Consider the following 16,185-nt stretch of genomic DNA (forward strand, 5'->3'; position numbering starts at 1 on the left):
GGCACGACATGACGACATCGAATACACCTGCCCTCGAAATCAAGGGCCTGGAGGCCTGGTACGGCGAATCGCACATCCTGCACGGCGTGGACCTGACGGTGAACCGCGGTGAAGTGGTCACGCTGCTGGGCCGCAACGGCGCCGGTCGCACCACCACGCTGCGCGCGATCATGGGCCTGACGGGTGCGCGCAAGGGCTCGATCAAGGTCAATGGCCATGAAACCATCAGCCTGCCCACGCACAAGATCGCGCACTACGGCATTGGCTATTGCCCCGAAGAGCGCGCCATCTTCTCCAGCCTCTCATGCGAAGAAAACCTGATGCTGCCGCCCGTGCTCAAGGGCGCCGACACCAGCAAGGGCATGAGCGAGGCGGATATCTACGAGATGTTCCCGAACCTGAAGGAGCGGCGCCAGAGCCAGGGCACGCGTCTTTCCGGCGGCGAGCAGCAGATGCTGGCGGTCGGGCGCATCCTGCGCACGGGTGCCAACCTGCTGCTGCTCGATGAAATCTCGGAAGGGTTGGCACCGGTGATCGTGCAGGCGCTCGCGCGCATGATCCTGATGCTCAAGCAGAAGGGGTACACGGTGGTGATAGTGGAGCAGAACTTCCGCTTCGCCGCGCCGCTGGCCGACCGCTTCTACGTGATGGAGCACGGCAGCATCGTCGAGCGCTTCGCGGCCAGTGAGCTGCAGGCCAGGATGCCGGTGCTGCATGAACTGCTGGGCGTATGAGGAGCCCCTATGACTCTGTTTGAAATCCCGTTTCCGGCGCTGCTGTCGCAGCTGCTGCTGGGGCTCGTCAATGGTGCTTTCTACGCCATGCTGAGCCTGGGCCTGGCGGTCATCTTCGGCCTGCTGAACGTCATCAACTTTGCGCACGGTGCGCTCTTCATGCTCGGCGCGGTGCTGGCGTGGGCCGGCATGACCTATGCCGGGCTCAGCTACTGGGCGATGCTGCTGCTGTCGCCGCTGGTGGTCGCAGCACTGGGCGTGGCGATCGAGAAGACCATGCTGCGCTGGATCTACAAGCTGGACCATATCTACGGCCTGCTGCTGACGCTCGGCATCACGCTGGTGATCGAGGGCATCTTCCGCTCGGTCTATGGCGTGTCCGGGCTGCCCTATTCGCCGCCCGAAGCGCTGCAAGGCGCCGCCGACCTCGGCTTCATGCGCTTGCCCAACTACCGCGCGTGGGTAGTCGTGGCTTCGCTGGCGGTCTGCATGTGGACCTGGTACGTGATCGAGAAGACCCGGCTGGGCGCCTACCTGCGCGCGGGCACCGAGAACGCCAAGGTGGTGGAGGCCTTCGGCGTCAACGTGCCGCTGATGGTCACGCTGACCTACGGCTTCGGCGTGGCACTGGCGGCGTTTGCCGGCGTGCTGGCCGCGCCGGTCATGCAGGTGTCGCCGCTGATGGGGCAGAACCTGATCATCATCGTGTTCGCGGTGGTGGTGATCGGCGGCATGGGCTCGATCCTGGGCGCGATCCTGACCGGCCTGGGTCTGGGCGTGATCGAAGGGCTGACCAAGGTGTTTTATCCGGAAGCATCGTCGACCGTGGTGTTCGTGACCATGGTGATCGTGCTGCTGTTGCGCCCGGCAGGGCTGTTCGGAAAGGAGAAATGATGAACGGGCAATCTATCGCTGCACTGGGAATGCAGCCACCGCAGGCGGTACGCCGCCTGCCACGGCGGGCACTGTACGTGGCGCTGCTGGCGTGCCTGCTGGCGGCGCCGCTGGCAGGGGCCTATCCGGTGTTCGTGCTCAAGGTGCTGTGCTTCGCGCTGTTTGCATGCGCCTTCAACCTGCTGATCGGCTACACCGGGCTGCTGTCGTTCGGCCATGCGGCCTTTTTTGGCGGCGCCGGCTACGCGGCCGGCCATGCGATGAAGGCCTGGGGCGTGACGCCGGAGATCGGCCTGATCCTGGGCACGGCCACCGGCGCTCTGATCGGCTACGTGGTGGGCTCGCTGGCGATCCGCCGGCAGGGCATCTACTTCTCGATGATCACGCTGGCACTGGCGCAGATGCTGTTCTTCATCTGCCTGCAGGCGCCGTTCACCGGCGGCGAGGACGGCCTGCAGGGCATCCCACGCGGCAAGCTGTTCGGCGTGCTGTCGCTGTCTAGTGACCTGACGCTGTACTACGTGGCGCTGGCGATCATCGTCGCGGCCTTTGCGCTGATCGTGCGCACGGTGCATTCGCCGTTCGGGCAGATCCTGAAGGCGATCAAGGAGAACGAGCCGCGCGCGATCTCGCTGGGCTATGACGTCGACCGCTTCAAGGTGACCGCCTTCGTGCTGTCGGCGGCGCTGTCGGGGCTGGCCGGCTCGATCAAGGCGCTGGTGCTGGGCTTCGAGACGCTGACCGATGTGCACTGGTCGATGTCCGGGATGGTCATCCTGATGACCTTGCTGGGCGGCCTCGGCACGCTGTCCGGGCCGATCGTCGGCGCCTTTGTCGTGGTCGCGCTGGAGAACAAGCTCGGCGAACTGGGCAGCTACCTGGCGGCCGCGACGGGCATCGACTGGTTCAACGGGCTCGGGGAATCGGTGTCGACGGTGACCGGCATTATCTTCATCGTCTGCGTGCTGACGTTCCGCAGGGGCATCGTCGGCAGTCTGGGGCGAAGTCCTGGATGAGGCCCGGTTTTCCCCTCTCCCGCTTGCGGGAGAGGGGAGAAAACACCCGCGAGCTCAGGCCTTGGCCAATGCCAGCGCCGCAGCCGGCGCGACCGCCGTCTTTGCGCCGAGGTGTTGCTCAACCACCCCAGCCACCATATCCGCCGTCACCGCGGACAACGTCCAGCCCAGGTGCCCATGCCCCGTGTTGTAGAAGACGCACGGCGCTTTCCCTCGGCCTACGCGCGGCAGCATGTCCGGCATCATCGGCCGCAATCCGGCCCAGGGCACCACGCTGCGCGTGCTGACACCCGGGAAGCACTGCTGCACCCACTCCACCAGCGGCCGGATGCGATCGGCGCGGATGTCGCGGTTGTAGCCGTTGAACTCCGCGGTGCCGGCCACGCGGAAGCGGTCGTCGCCCAGGCGGCTGGTGACCAGCTTGGTTGCATCGTCGAGCAGGCTGACGGTCGGCGCCGCGGCGCGGCTGGCCTCGTCGGCCAGGTTGACCGTGATCGAATAGCCTTTGACCGGGTAGATGTTGACACGGTCCCCCAGGCCGGCCGCCAGCGCGCGGCTGGCGGTGCCGGCGCAGATCATGGCGCCGTCGAAGGTCGACGTGGACGTATCGGTGCCTTGCTGCACGGTCACGCTGGCGCGCCTGCCGTCGGTCTTGACGGCGCTGACGTCCTGCCCGTAGAGGCAGCGCACGCCGAGCCGGTCGATGGCCGCGGCCAGGCCGCTGGTGAACTTGTGGATATCGCCGGTCGAGTCGCTCTCGGTGAAATACCCGCCGTAGTAGGAGCCCACCAGCGTCGGCTCGATCGCCCGCATCTCCTGCGGCGTCACGGCGCGCCGCTCCAGCCCGCCCTGCGCCAGCAGCGCGGAGACGCGGCCGGCATGCTCGAAGCCGGCCTTGTCGCGGTAGATATGGAGGATGCCCTCTTTCTTCAGGTCGAAATCGATGCCCTCCTGCGCCGCCCAGGCGAACAGGTGCTCGCGGGCCGCGATGGCCAGGCGCGCGGTCTCGGCAGTATTGCTGCGGTAGTGGGGGATCGACGCGATGAACTCGGCAAACCACGTGAGCTTGTGCCAGCTCGGGCTGGGATTGACCAGCAGCGGGGCGTCGCTCCTGAGCATCCATTTGAGCCCCTTGACGATGGTCGACCAGTGGGTCCAGACCTCGGCATTGGAGGCGGACAGCTGTCCGCCATTGGCGAACGAGGTCTCCATGGCGGCATAGCGATGCCGTTCGAACAGCGTGACGGAGAATCCGCGCCGGGCGAGCGCGTAGGCTGTGGTGACACCGGTGATGCCACCGCCGATGACGGCGATTGTCTTCATGAGCTGCAGGCTCCAGGAACGTCGATGGTGGGAGTCCATACGCAATATGCGTAGCGGACGCCCCCTCTGTTCTGGACCTGAGAGATTCACGACGCCTCGCCGGGGCGATGCGCGCTTGCTCCTTCGGTATGCCGGCGGACGATGACGCCGGACATTCTTCAGAGTGCACTGCTAGTGATACCGGTCCTTTTGCCTGAGAGTTTCCGGGGCGGTTGCTCCTTCGGCGCTGTCCCGCGGCGGTTGCCGCCGGAACAGTCTCTCCCAGCATCACACTGGCTTGACGCCAATCCGGGCAATGTAGAGACAAGGCACGGCCTTGGATATGCGGGTTTACGCGAGTGGCGCGATGCGGCAATCCACCGTTCGCCGTGGGACGAGGCGAGCACTTTCACCGCGGCTCCGGCGTCGCCCGCGTCGCTATGTCGCACCGGCCGGGACCTGCTTGCCACCTAAAATGTCAGCGCTCGCTCTCGGGAGGAAGCGCCGGACACACAGCGCGCGCAGGGCAGGCGAGCCAAAAAAGACGAGAACAAGGTTTTCCAGTGAAGAGAAATCGGATTGCGCTGGCCGCATCGGCCGCGCTGATGGGCCCCGGCATGGCGGGCGCCCAGGTTGCCGCGCCTGAGCCACTGCAGGAGGTGGTGGTCTCGGCCAAGACCGAGCGTAGTGAAACTCCCGCCACGCCGCCCAATACGCCGTCGCCGGCCTATGGCATCAGCAGCAAGCGCATGGCGGACTTCAATGTGGTGAACACCGAGGACGCGCTCAAGTACGCGCCCAATCTCGCCGTGCGCAAGCGCTTTATCGGCGATATGAATTCGATCATCTCGGTGCGCAGCACCAGCTCGCGCCAGTCGGCGCGGGGGCTAGTCTATGCGGACGGCCTGCTGCTGTCCAACCTGCTGGGCTCGGATTTCACATTTCCGCCGCGCTGGTCGCTGGTCAATGCCGCCGAGATCGAGCGCGTGGACGTGCTGTACGGCCCGTATTCCGCGCTGTACCCGGGCAATTCGCTGGGCGCGACGGTGCTGATCTCGACGCGCACCCCGGAGAAGTTCGAGGGCGATGCCAGCGTGCAGCTGTTCACGCAGCGCTTCGGCCTGTACGGCACGCATGACAACTTCAACGGCGTGCATGCCAACGCCTACGTGGGCGACCGCGTCGGCCCGTTCTCCTGGCTGGTCAGCGTGGACCGGCAGGACAGCAAGAGCCAGCCGCTGAGCTTCTACACCGCGGCGCGTTCGTCCGCGCGCGCCACTTCCGCCGACAAGCCGGTCACCGGCGCCTTCTTCGACAAGGACCAGACCGGCGCCGACCGCGTGGTGATGGGCGTCAACAGCGAGGGCGTCACGCACACGGTGCAGGACCAGCTCAAGGTCAAGCTGGGCTATGACATCACCAATACGCTGCAAGCGCAGTTCACCGCCGCGTACTGGCAACAGGACCGCTCCAGCGCCACCGGCAGCTACCTGCGCGATGCCAACGGCAACGTCGTCTCCAGCGGCCCGGTGAATATCGGAGGCTTTCGCTATGTGATTCCCGCCAACGCCTTTGCCCCGAGCAACGGCGAGGACGCGCGCTGGCTCTACGGCCTGTCGCTGCGCACGCGCAACGAGACCGGCTGGAACTTCTCCGGCGTGGCGTCGCTGTTCGATGTCAGCAAGGACGTGAGCCGCACCGCCAGCACGGCTGGCAACGGTCCGGGCACCGTTACCTATGGCGACGGCACCGGCTGGCGCACGCTGGACCTGAAGGCCGACTACCGTCCGCAGCAACTGCAGGGCGGGCACTGGGTCACCTTCGGTTACCACTACGACAACTACCGGCTGACCAATACCACCTACAACACCTCGGACTGGCAGGCGGCGACCATCACCGCCTTCAACAATGCCTTTGCCGGCAAGACCGAGACCCAGGCGCTGTATGCGCAGGATGCCTGGTACTTCGCCCCGGACTGGAAGCTGATCCCCGGCGTGCGCTACGAGCACTGGCGCGCCTATGACGGCAGCCGCAGCCAACCCGGCGTGAATATCGGCTACCCGGTGCGCAGCGAATCCAACTGGTCGCCCAAGCTGGCGCTCGAGAAAGCGATCGGGCAGGACTGGCTGGGCCGGCTGTCGCTGGGCCAGGCCTATCGCTACCCGACTGTCAGCGAGCTGTTCCAGGGGCGCATCACCGGCACCTCGCTGATCAACAACGATCCCAACCTGCGGCCCGAGCGCTCGTTCTCCAAGGACCTGACCTTCGAGCGGACGGTGGAGCGGGCGTATTTCCGCGTCTCGGTGTATGAGGACGATATCCGCGACGCGCTGGTGAGCCAGACCAACACCACCGTGTTCCCGACCGTCACCAGCTTCCAGAACGTGGACCGCGTGCGCACGCGCGGCATCGAGCTGGCGTATGACGCGCGCGATGTCTTTATCAACGGCTTCGACCTGTCGGCCAGCGGCGCCTACAACCATTCGAAGACGCTGGAGAACGCCAACAACCCGGCCTCGGTGGGCAAGTATTTCTACCGGATCCCCAAGTGGCGCGCCAACCTGGTCGGCACCTATCGCATCACGCCGGCCTGGGCCGGCACGCTGGCCATGACCTATTCCGGGCGGCAGTACAATACGCTCGACAATTCGGACGTCAACCCTGACACCTTCGGCGGCACCAGCAGCTTCCTGACCTTCGATGTCAAGGTGACTTACCGGCCTGCCAAGAACGTGCGCCTCGGGCTTGGCATCGACAACCTGACCGACCAGCGCTACTACGTCTACCACCCGTATCCGGGGCGGACGTTCTACGCCGAGGCCAAGCTCTCCTTCTAAGCAATTGAACAGGCTGACCACAACCATGACAGGCATGCGCCCCGGCTTTCGCTTTCTCGTTGCCGGGCTGCTGGCCTGCACCGCGCTGGCGGGCACCGCGCAAACGCATGGCAACCACGGCGGCCACGGTGGCCAGGCCAAGGCCGCGAAGATGAGCGAACTGGGCACCGGCGCCGCGTTCGACCGGGACGGCAAGCTGTGGATCGCCTACAAGGACGGCCCCTATGTCGCGGTGCGTTCGTCGACGGATTTCGGCCGCAGCTTCGGACCCGCGCAGCACATCAACAGCACGCCGGAGCCGGTTGCCGCCGACCACGACAGCCGGCCCAAGGTGGCCACCGGGCGCGACGGCGAGATCTTCGTCACCTGGACCCAGCCGCGGCCCAAGCCCTGGACCGGCTTTATCCGCTTTGCGCGCTCCACCGACGGTGGCAAGTCCTTCGCCACGCCGCTGACGGTACATGCCAATCGCGACGAGATCACGCACCGCTTCGACGCCATCGCGGTCGACCAGTCCGGCCGCATCTTCGTCAGCTGGATCGACAAGCGCGACGTCATCGCCGCCGAGGCGCGCAAGCAGCCGTATGCCGGCGCCGCGATCTACTACGCGGTATCGGCCGACCACGGCAAGAGCTTCCAGGGCGACTACAAGATCGCCGACCAGTCGTGCGAATGCTGCCGCATTGCCATGTCGCCCACGCCCGACGGCAACATGCTGGCGTTGTGGCGCCACGTGTTCCCGCCCAACGCACGCGACCACGCGCTCGCGCAGCTTGGCGCCGACGGCACCGCCACGCCGCTGCAGCGCGCCACCTTCGACGACTGGCGCATCGACGCCTGCCCGCATCAGGGGCCGGGCGCGTCGGTGGCGCCGGACGGCACGCTGCACATGGTCTGGTTCAACATGCGCGAAGGCAAGCCCACGGTGTCGGTCGGCCGCTGGAAGGACGGCAAGCTGCAGGCGCAGCGCCCGCTCGAAGACCCGCGCGCGCAGCATGCCGATATTGTCGCGCTCGACAATAACGAGATCGCGGTCGCCTGGAAGTCGTTCGACGGCCAGCAGACGCGCCTGTCCGCCATGCTGTCGCACGACGGCGGCAAGACCTGGCAGACCCGGCAGGTGGCCCGCACCGAGCGCGACTCCGATCAACCACACGTGCTGCAGCATGCAGGCCGCGCCTACGTGTTGTGGCGCACCGAGGCCGAAGGCTTCCAGGTGTTCCCGCTGGCAAAGGAGGGCGCATGAAGCCGATCCGCCGCAAGCTGCTGGCTGCCGCAGCGTTTGCCCTGATGGGCAGGTCCGTCGCCAATGCCGCCGGCAAGAAGGATGATGCGGCAACCAGCCGCGTGGCCGTATTCGAATCCGCCAGCGCCGCACAACTCACCGCCAGCCAGAAAGGCAATCCGTTCGTGCTGCTGGTGTGGTCGCTCGACTGCGTCTATTGCAAGCGCAATTTCGACGCCATCGGCAAGCTGCGCGCGCGCTATCCTGACCTGCGCGTCGTCACGCTGGCGATGGACAATCCCGAGGCGCTGCCGCAGGTGCAGCAGCTGCTCAGGCGGGTCAACCTCACGCGCAACGCATGGGTGTCCGGCAGCGAGCCACAGGAACGGCTGCGCTATGCGGTCGATCCCGACTGGATGGGGGAGATGCCGCGCACCTACTTCTATCGCGCGGACGGGCAGCGGCAGGGCGTGTCAGGCGTGATCAGCGACGCGGACTGGGACAAGCACCTGCGCTGGGCCGGCATCGCCGGCTGAGTTCGCCCGGACGCGCCGGCGCCGGCGGCCGCAAGGGGCGGCCGGGCCGGCGCCATGCCTCAGGACAATTCCTTCGGCAGCTTGCCGCCATTCGCCGCCAGCTCCTGCATCAGGCGCTTGTGCAACCAGATGTTCATCGCCGCTGAGTCGTTCATGTCGCCGCTGTATTGAAGTTCGCGCGCCAGCTCCTTGCGGTGTTCCAGGCTGCTGTCGACGCCCAGCGCCTTCATCGTATCGACGATGGAGGTGCGCCATTCCAGCTTCTGCCCGCCTTCCGTGACGAGGCGGTCCATGATGGCCTCGACATCGACGCCGGACAGCGGCTCGGGCTTGGCCGCAGTGGCCGCCCCGGCGCTGCCCGGGGCGGTGCCGCCTGCCGGCGCGGTGGTGGCAGGGCCCGACGGCGTCGCGCCGGCGGATGTCGGCGTGCCGGCGGTGGTCGTGGCAGCCGGCTTGGCCTTCCCTAGCAGCTTGTTGAGGATGTCCTTGAAGATGCTCATGGCTGGCTCCTGAATTGGTGTTGGGGGCTACAGCGCACGCATGTTCCGGGCCATGGTGCCGCCTGCGCCCGGGCGCCGGTCTGCCGCTGACGCTTTGTAAATGTTGCGTGCAGCGCGGGCCAGGTTCGTCACGACGTTTGCTGCACATGACGGCGTACGCGCCACCGCCTTCAAGAACAATCACGACGATCGGTCCTCCTACGCCGCAGGCCAGCGCGGCCGCGCCGTGTTGCCGTCCGGCGATACGCGCTCCGGATTGGCCCCCCGCCTGCCCCCCCGTCGGACCCCCCGCCATCCCTTGCCGCTTGCCCTCGCCACAACGGATGATCTATCACAGTTGTGTGGGTGGCAGGCCCTGACGCCTGCGTGAGACAGGAGCGAATCATGAGTGGCAAGAAGATCCTCGTTGTACTGACCAGCTTTGAGAAGTACCCGAACATGGACCGTGCAACCGGCCTCTGGCTGGGCGAGGCCGTGCATTTCGTCAAGAAGGTGGAAGCCGCGGGCTACCAGGTGGACTTTGTCAGTCCCAAGGGCGGCTATACGCCGATCGATCCCCATAGCCTGCAGATGGCCGAGCCGGTGGATTGGGAGTGGTACCAGAAGAAGGACTTCATGAACCGGCTGGGCCAGACCCTCAAGCCCAGCGAGGTCAGGGCCGGCGACTACGTGGCCATCTACTTCGCCGGCGGCCACGGCGTGATCTGGGATTTCCCGGACAACGAGGAACTGCAGGCGCTCAGCCGCAACATTTATGAATCGGGTGGCTATGTCACCTCGGTATGCCACGGTGCCGTGGGACTGCTGAATATCAAACTGTCCGACGGCACGCTGCTGATCAACAACAAGAAGGTCACCGGCTTCTCGAACCAGGAAGAGAAGCTGGCCGGGCTCGACAGCCATGTCCCGTACCTGACCGAGACGGAAATGCTTGCGCGCGGAGCAAAGTACACCAAGGCGCCCGAGCCGTGGCAGTCGTTTGCGGTGGAGGATTCGCGCGTGATCACGGGTCAGAACCCGGCCTCCGGCGGGGCGGTTGCCGATCTGCTGCTGTCGGCACTGAAGGCGTGAGGCCGTAAGGCGCCGTGAAGGCGGCGGGCGCGGCCTGTGCGGTGCGCGCCCGCCGTCACCGCAATGACGCAGCCATCCCCGGCCCTCACCACACAGCGATCCCCGTGGCGGCCCGCGCTGATCGCGACCAAGCTGGCGCCGCCCAGGACGCGCCACTACGTCAGCCGCGAGCAGGCCATCTGGCAATTGCGCCCGGGCCTGGAGCGCAAGCTGACCGTGCTGACCGCACCGGCAGGGTGCGGCAAGACCTCGTTGCTGGGCGAATGGAAGAACATCCTGGCTGCGGAAGGCGTTGCGGTCGGCTGGCTCAGCATCGACCGCGATGACGACGATCTCTACCAGTTCGGGGCCTACCTGCTTGCCGCGGTGCGCGAGGCCTGCGGGGAGATCGGCAACAGCGTGCGCGAACGGCTCGAGAACGATGCGCTGGCGCCGGCGGACGCGATCTTTGCCGAGCTGCTCAACGAGATCGCGGCGCTGCCGCGCCAGATGGTATTGGTGCTGGACGACTTCGACCGGCTGGAGGCGCCGGCGATCCACGAGGCGGTGTTCCGCCTGCTGCGCTATGCGCCCGACAACCTGCACGTCCTGGTCGCGGGACGCGGCGAGCCGGCATTTCCGCAAAGCTATTTCGAGGTGCGCGGGCAGTTGCTCAGGCTCGACGCGGAGGTGCTGCGCTTCGACAGCGCGGAGACGCAGGCGTTCTTCAGCCGCGTATCCGGGCTGAGCCTGAGTGCGGCGCAAGCCGAGACGCTGCTGCATGCGACCGAAGGCTGGGTGGCCGGGCTGCAGCTGGCCACGTTTGCGCTGGGCGAACCTGGTGGCATCGACGATTTCGCCATCCGCCTGCCGCATGCACGCCACAGCATCGCCGCCTACCTCAACGAGAATGTGTTCGTGCACGTGCCCCAGCCGTTGCAGGCCTTCCTGCTGCAAACTTCGGTGCTGGACCGGATGTCGGTGCCGCTGTGCAACGCAGTGACCGGGACCGAATCGGCACAGGCCAGCTTCGATTGGCTGGTTGCGCACAATCTGTTTTTCCGCCCGCTGGACGCGGACTGCCAGTGGTACCGCTATCACGCACTGTTTGCGGAATACCTGCGCACGCGCCTCGCCCGGGAACGGCCGCAGGAGCTCGCGGCGCTGCATCGCCGCGCCAGCGAATGGTATGCCGGGCAGTCGCTGTGGGCCGAGGCGGTCAGGCATGCACTGGCGGCCGGCGATGTCGAACGCGCCGCGGCCTGGGTCGAGCAATGCGCGATGGGCCTGGTCGAGGCCAGCGACGTGCGCACGCTGCTGAGCTGGGTCGCAAAGCTGCCCGCCGAGGCGGTGCGCGCACGACTGCGGCTGCGCCTGGCGCATGCGTGGGCACTGGCGCTGACGATGCAGGCGGTGCCGGCACAACAGGCGCTGGCCGCGGTCGAGGACGATATAGCGCACGGCCTGCTGCCGGTGACCGACACGCTGCGGGTTGAACTGGAAGCGGTCAAGGCGTTGATCGCCGGCCTGTGCGACGAGAGCCAGCGTTCGCTCGAGCTGGGCCGGAGCGTGCTGGACCTGCACCCGCCGCAAGGCACGTGGGCGGAGGGCATCGGGCTTACCACCCACGTCTTCGGGCTGACCTATGCATCCCGCTTCGAAGCGGTAGAGCTGCTGCGACATCCGTCTGGCGTTGGCAGCAGGGCATCGGCACCGCTCTACGCCACGGTGTACCGGCAGAGCATGCTGGGGCTCAGCCTGTTCGTGCAGGGCCGGCTTGGCGAAGCCGTGCAGACGCTGGAGGACGTGCTGCGCGAGGCCAACACGCGTGCCGGCGCGCAGTCAGCCGCGTCAGTGCTGCCGGTAGGCTACCTGGCCGCAATCCACTACGAGTGGAACGACATCGAGCGGGTCGCCGCACTGCTGGAGGGACGCTTCGAGATCGCGCTGCAGGCCTGCTCGCTCGGCCCGCTGGCCGGCTTCTGCGTGACGCTGGCGCGCCTGCGCTGCATGGAGGGCAAGGAGGACGAGGCCTACCGCATCCTGGAGGATGCCGAAGCCGTGGCACGCAGCCGCCAGTGGCTGCGGATGCAGGTCGCGTGCAAGGCGGAAGCGATCCGGATGGCGATTCGGGCCGGCAACCTGGGTCGCGCGGCGCGGATCGGCCATGAGCTCGAGGCGCTCGCCGGTACCCGCCCCGAGGCGCTGCAAGGCAGCTTCCTGGAAACGTGGCAGCGCTTCCAGATCGCGCAGGGCCGCCTGCTGGTCGCTCGCGGCAGGCCGGCCGAAGCCGTCCCGGTGCTGCGAGGCGTGCATGCCGAGCTGCACGCGGCACGGATGCAATACCTCGCCGCGCAGGTCAGCGTCGCCCTTGCCACCGCCTTGCACGCGGCCGGGCAGGGCGATGAGGCGGTGCAGGCCATCGCGCCCGCGTTTGCCTACGGGCAGCAGCATGGCCTGCATCGGACCTTTATCGACGGTGGTCCGGCCGTGCGGGAAATCCTCGACGGCATGCGATCGGGGCCGCACCGCCATGCGGGGCTCGAGCCGTGGTACCTGGCAGAACTCAGCGCCGGCTTCGACGCACCCGCCGGCGTGCCGGGTGCGAGCGCGGGTGCGTCGTCGGGACCGGCGCAGGAAGCGCTCGGTGCAAGCCGGCTCAGTGCCCGCGAGGTGGAGATCCTCGACTACGTCGCACGCGGGCTGTCGAACAAGGAAATCGCGCGTGCGATTCGTGTGGCCCCGGAGACGGTCAAGTGGCACCTGAAGAATGTCTACGAGAAGCTCAAGGTCAATTCCCGCATCCAGGCCGTGCGCAGCGGCCTGGGCCGCGATTTGCCGCTGGTGGCTGACCGAAGCTTGCGCAAGAGCTGAGGGCTGATCGTGGCCGACGCCGGCACACGCGTGCCGGCGCCCGTCACGCCTCCATCGTCAGGACGATCTTGCCGATGTGGGTGCCGGAGTCCATCAGTTCGTGCGCCTGCCGCGCATGCTCCAGCGCAAAGGTCTGGTAGAGGACGGGCTTGACCTGGCCCGATGCCATCAGCGGCCACACGTGGGTTTCCAGCTCGCGGATGATCTCGGCCTTTTCCGCGGGCGTGCGCGAGCGCAGTGTCGAGCCGATATGGGTCAGGCGCTTGGTCAGCATCGGGAACAGGTCGACTTCGCGGGCGACGCCCTTGATCACGCCGATCTGAACGATGCGGCCGTTGATCGCCGCGGCGGCATAGTTGCGCGGCACGTAGTCGCCCGCAATGATGTCGACGATGACGTCGGCACCCTTGCCGCCGGTCTCGCGCATCACGGCGTCCACGAAATCCTCTTCCAGGTAGTTCACCGCATAGTCCGCGCCGAGCGCCAGGCTGGCGTCGCGCTGCGCCGCGGAGCTGACCGTGGTGATGATGGTGGCGGCGCCGAATGCCCTGGCGAGCATGGTCGCCGTGGTGCCGATGCCCGAAGCGCCGCCATGGATCAGCACGGTATCGCCGCGGGTGAAACGGCCGCGCTGGAACAGGTTCAGCCACACGGTCATGAAGGTCTCGGGCATGGCGGCGGCTTCCACCAGCTGCAGCCCCTGGGGCAGATGCAGCGTGGTGTCTTCGCTGGCGACGCCATACTCGGCATAGCCGCCGCCCGGGACCAGCGCGCACACGGTGTCGCCGATGCTGAAGTGGGTGACGCCGCTGCCGATGGCCAGCACCTCTCCCGCGACTTCGAGGCCGGGAATGTCGGAAGCGCCGGGAGGAGGATCGTACAAGCCCTTGCGCTGGAACACGTCAGGGCCGTTGACGCCGGCGGCGCGGTGCCGGATCAGCAGCTCGCCGGGGCCGGGGACGGGGACGGGCCGTTGCACCGGCACCAGCACTTCCGGGCCGCCGGGACGGACGATTTCGATGGCCGTCATCGAGGTTGGGATATGGGGGGAATTCGCACGCATGGTAGTTCCTGGGGTACGTCGTTGAGTGTGCAGAGGCAGTAGCCACGATGGCTTGCCTCAAGGTGGAGGCAGTATAGGTTTGCGAAATCGCCAGCGGTGATGCAGCAATTCATGGCTCCGATGCAGAATTGCATCGTCAGTGCTCCGAAGCCGCCGCTGCGCCATGGCCGGTCTCTGCGCGCACAAGTTGCACGTCGAATGCCTCGCGCTCCGCAACCGCACGCGGGCTGCGGTCGAGCCGCGAGCACGCCCAGGTGACCAGGAATGCGAGCGGCACCGTGAACAACGCCGGATGGTCATAGGGAAAGAGCGCGGCAGGATGCCCAAGCACGTTCTTCCACACCGCCGGCGAAAGGATCACCAGCACGACCGACGACACCAGGCCAGTGGCCACGCCCCAGACCGCGCCACGGCTGGTCAGCCCCTTCCAGTACATCGACAGCACCAGCACCGGGAAATTTGCCGACGCCGCCACGTTGAATGCCAGCGCCACCAGGAAGGCCAGGTTCTGCCCCCTGAAGCCGATGCCGAGCAGCACCGCAACCACGCCGATCACCACCGTCGCCCGTCGGGTGACGGCGATCTCTGCCGCCTCAGTAGTACTGCCGCGCCGCAGGACGTTGGCATAGAGATCGTGCGAGATCGCCGACGCGCCCGCGAGCGTCAGTCCTGAAACCACCGCAAGGATGGTGGCAAACGCCACCGCCGCCAGGAAGCCGAGGAAGAGATTGCCGCCGGTGGCACGGGCAAGGTGCATCGCCACCATGTTCGCGCCGCCCAGCAGGCGCCCGCCGGCCTGCCCCAGCTCGAAGTAGCGGCCATCGGTGCCGACGATGACAATGGCGGCAAGGCCGATGGCGAACATGGCGAGGAACATGTAGCCGATGCAGGAGCTGGCCACCAGCACGCTCTTGCGCGCCTCGCGTGCATTGGGCACGGTGAAGAAACGCATCAGGATATGCGGCAGGCCCGACAGGCCCAGCACGGTTGCCACGCACAGCGACAGCGCCGAGACCGGGTCCGCGAACAGCGTCCCCGGCGCCAGCAGCGCGCTGCCGCTCTGATGTACCGCCGTCGCGCGCCTGGCCAGCACCTCGAAGCTGAAGCCGAACTGCACCATCGACAACAGCAGCAGCAAGGTGCCGCCGAACAGCAGCAGGACCGCCTTGATGATCTGGACCCAGGTCGTGGCGATCATGCCGCCGACGCTGACGTAGACCATCATCAGTGCGCCGACCCCGATCACGGCATAGGCGTAGTCGATGCCAAATAGCAGCTGCACCAGCTCGCCCGCGCCGACCATCTGCACGATCAGGTAAAGCAGCACCACCACCAGGCTGCTCGCCGCGGCCACGCAGCGGGTGCTGACGGGGTCGAGCCGGTCGGAGATGATGTCCACGAAGGTGAATTTGCCGAGGTTGCGCAGCCGCTCCGCCATCAGGAACAGCATCACCGGCCAGCCGACAAAGAATCCGACGATGTAGAGCAAGCCGTCGAAGCCGCGTGCGTAGACCAGGCTGACAACGCCCAGCAGTGTCGCCGCGGACATGTAGTCGCCCGCCACCGCCAGGCCGTTCTGCGTGCCCGAGATGCCGGCGCCGGCGGTAAAGAAGTCCTGGGCGGTCCGCGTCCGCCGCGATGCCCACCAGGTGATGGCGAGCGTCAGTGCGACAAAGACCAGGAACATCGCGATGGCTTCGGGGTTCAGCGGCTGGGCCTGTCCGGCTTCGATGGCTGGGCCGGCCTGTGCCACTGTCGGAGCTGCCGCAAGGGAAGACATCGCCGTCAAGGCGTCAGCGTGGCGCGGCTTCATTGACGGGCCTCCTGCAGGATCGTCCCGACGAGGGCTTCCAGCACCCCATTTGCCCGATGCACATAGAACCACGTCGCCAGCCATCCGAGCAGGATGACGCCGATGGCAAGGGCGATGCCGAGATTGATCATTCCGCTTGCATGGAGTGGCCGGCCCAGCACGTGCGGCGCGGCAGCTACTGCGAGCATCAGCGCAAGATACGGACCGAGTACCAGTACAAGCAGCCCGCATGACAGGCGGGCGCGGCGGCGCGCCAGCTCCGCGAACCTGGGATGGCGCCGGATGCGCGCGATGGTGGTGGAATCCTGCATGACTTGTCTCCTGTGATGTTGTGGTCGTTG

General features: G+C 66.8%; 13 protein-coding genes and 1 riboswitch. Of the genes, 8 read left to right on the top strand and 5 right to left on the bottom strand.

The genetic code is table 11. The features are described 5' to 3' along the window. Nucleotides 1-8: 8 nt before the first annotated feature. The 3 genes from ABNX08_RS33795 to ABNX08_RS33805 are packed head-to-tail and all read left to right on the top strand — an operon-like array spanning nt 9 to nt 2,644. Nucleotides 9-734 (top strand): ABC transporter ATP-binding protein, encoded by a 726-nt coding sequence (locus ABNX08_RS33795; protein WP_022537545.1) that lies wholly within the window; start codon nt 9-11, stop codon nt 732-734. 9 nt (nt 735-743) lie between these two features. Beyond that, nucleotides 744-1,628: a branched-chain amino acid ABC transporter permease gene (locus ABNX08_RS33800; protein WP_349605812.1), complete on the top strand. Its 885-nt coding sequence runs from the start codon at nt 744-746 to the stop codon at nt 1,626-1,628. A 29-nt stretch (nt 1,629-1,657) separates the two neighbouring features. Next, nucleotides 1,658-2,644, top strand: coding sequence for a branched-chain amino acid ABC transporter permease (locus ABNX08_RS33805; protein WP_374063735.1), 987 nt, complete (start codon nt 1,658-1,660; stop codon nt 2,642-2,644). A gap of 54 nt (nt 2,645-2,698) precedes the next feature. Here ABNX08_RS33805 and ABNX08_RS33810 read toward each other — a convergent pair whose 3' ends face one another. Further along, a complete protein-coding gene (locus tag ABNX08_RS33810) occupies nt 2,699-4,057 on the bottom strand; it encodes a D-amino acid dehydrogenase (protein WP_349605815.1) in 1,359 nt (452 codons plus the stop codon). 81 nt (nt 4,058-4,138) lie between these two features. Further along, nucleotides 4,139-4,241: riboswitch (glycine riboswitch) on the bottom strand. 268 nt (nt 4,242-4,509) lie between these two features. Between ABNX08_RS33810 and ABNX08_RS33815 the strand changes: the two genes are divergently transcribed. The 3 genes from ABNX08_RS33815 to ABNX08_RS33825 are packed head-to-tail and all read left to right on the top strand — an operon-like array spanning nt 4,510 to nt 8,544. Beyond that, nucleotides 4,510-6,783: a TonB-dependent receptor gene (locus tag ABNX08_RS33815; RefSeq protein WP_041681671.1), complete on the top strand. Its 2,274-nt coding sequence runs from the start codon at nt 4,510-4,512 to the stop codon at nt 6,781-6,783. Nucleotides 6,784-6,808: 25 nt separating this feature from the next. After that, nucleotides 6,809-8,029 (top strand): sialidase family protein, encoded by a 1,221-nt coding sequence (locus tag ABNX08_RS33820; RefSeq protein ID WP_051369938.1) that lies wholly within the window; start codon nt 6,809-6,811, stop codon nt 8,027-8,029. Continuing rightward, nucleotides 8,026-8,544 carry a hypothetical protein gene (locus tag ABNX08_RS33825; protein WP_022537551.1) on the top strand — a complete coding sequence of 173 codons (519 nt, stop codon included), beginning with the start codon at nt 8,026-8,028 and terminating at the stop codon, nt 8,542-8,544. Before ABNX08_RS33820 ends, ABNX08_RS33825 begins: the two co-directional genes overlap by 4 nt. A gap of 59 nt (nt 8,545-8,603) precedes the next feature. Here ABNX08_RS33825 and ABNX08_RS33830 read toward each other — a convergent pair whose 3' ends face one another. Then, nucleotides 8,604-9,044: a DUF3597 domain-containing protein gene (locus ABNX08_RS33830; RefSeq protein ID WP_022537552.1), complete on the bottom strand. Its 441-nt coding sequence runs from the start codon at nt 9,042-9,044 to the stop codon at nt 8,604-8,606. 384 nt (nt 9,045-9,428) lie between these two features. Here ABNX08_RS33830 and ABNX08_RS33835 point away from each other — a divergent pair, with 384 nt between their 5' ends. Further along, nucleotides 9,429-10,115, top strand: coding sequence for a type 1 glutamine amidotransferase domain-containing protein (locus tag ABNX08_RS33835; RefSeq protein WP_022537553.1), 687 nt, complete (start codon nt 9,429-9,431; stop codon nt 10,113-10,115). A gap of 63 nt (nt 10,116-10,178) precedes the next feature. Beyond that, a complete protein-coding gene (locus ABNX08_RS33840; protein WP_022537554.1) occupies nt 10,179-12,968 on the top strand; it encodes a LuxR C-terminal-related transcriptional regulator in 2,790 nt (929 codons plus the stop codon). 43 nt (nt 12,969-13,011) lie between these two features. Here the strand turns inward: ABNX08_RS33840 and ABNX08_RS33845 are convergent, their stop codons facing one another. The 3 genes from ABNX08_RS33845 to ABNX08_RS33855 all read right to left on the bottom strand — a co-directional run bounded on the left by ABNX08_RS33845 (nt 13,012) and on the right by ABNX08_RS33855 (nt 16,155). Further along, on the bottom strand, nt 13,012-14,031 hold the full coding sequence (locus ABNX08_RS33845; protein ID WP_022537555.1) for an NAD(P)H-quinone oxidoreductase: 1,020 nt from the start codon (nt 14,029-14,031) through the stop codon (nt 13,012-13,014). 136 nt (nt 14,032-14,167) lie between these two features. Beyond that, a complete protein-coding gene (gene actP / locus ABNX08_RS33850) occupies nt 14,168-15,844 on the bottom strand; it encodes a cation/acetate symporter ActP (RefSeq protein ID WP_022537556.1) in 1,677 nt (558 codons plus the stop codon). Beyond that, nucleotides 15,841-16,155 (bottom strand): DUF485 domain-containing protein, encoded by a 315-nt coding sequence (locus ABNX08_RS33855; protein WP_022537557.1) that lies wholly within the window; start codon nt 16,153-16,155, stop codon nt 15,841-15,843. The genes actP and ABNX08_RS33855 overlap by 4 nt, the downstream gene beginning before the upstream one ends. Nucleotides 16,156-16,185: the final 30 nt, after the last annotated feature.

This window comes from Cupriavidus sp. DF5525 (assembly GCF_040149425.2).
Lineage (GTDB): Bacteria > Pseudomonadota > Gammaproteobacteria > Burkholderiales > Burkholderiaceae > Cupriavidus > Cupriavidus pickettii_A.

Coding starts and splice junctions, on each gene's coding strand:
- ABNX08_RS33795 (WP_022537545.1), top strand. CDS start 9: ATGACGACATCGAATACACCTGCCCTCGAAATCAAGGGCCTGGAGGCC.
- ABNX08_RS33800 (WP_349605812.1), top strand. CDS start 744: ATGACTCTGTTTGAAATCCCGTTTCCGGCGCTGCTGTCGCAGCTGCTG.
- ABNX08_RS33805 (WP_374063735.1), top strand. CDS start 1,658: ATGCAGCCACCGCAGGCGGTACGCCGCCTGCCACGGCGGGCACTGTAC.
- ABNX08_RS33820 (WP_051369938.1), top strand. CDS start 6,809: ATGACAGGCATGCGCCCCGGCTTTCGCTTTCTCGTTGCCGGGCTGCTG.
- ABNX08_RS33825 (WP_022537551.1), top strand. CDS start 8,026: ATGAAGCCGATCCGCCGCAAGCTGCTGGCTGCCGCAGCGTTTGCCCTG.
- ABNX08_RS33830 (WP_022537552.1), bottom strand. CDS start 9,044: ATGAGCATCTTCAAGGACATCCTCAACAAGCTGCTAGGGAAGGCCAAG.
- ABNX08_RS33835 (WP_022537553.1), top strand. CDS start 9,429: ATGAGTGGCAAGAAGATCCTCGTTGTACTGACCAGCTTTGAGAAGTAC.
- ABNX08_RS33840 (WP_022537554.1), top strand. CDS start 10,179: ATGACGCAGCCATCCCCGGCCCTCACCACACAGCGATCCCCGTGGCGG.
- ABNX08_RS33845 (WP_022537555.1), bottom strand. CDS start 14,031: ATGCGTGCGAATTCCCCCCATATCCCAACCTCGATGACGGCCATCGAA.
- actP (WP_022537556.1), bottom strand. CDS start 15,844: ATGAAGCCGCGCCACGCTGACGCCTTGACGGCGATGTCTTCCCTTGCG.
- ABNX08_RS33855 (WP_022537557.1), bottom strand. CDS start 16,155: ATGCAGGATTCCACCACCATCGCGCGCATCCGGCGCCATCCCAGGTTC.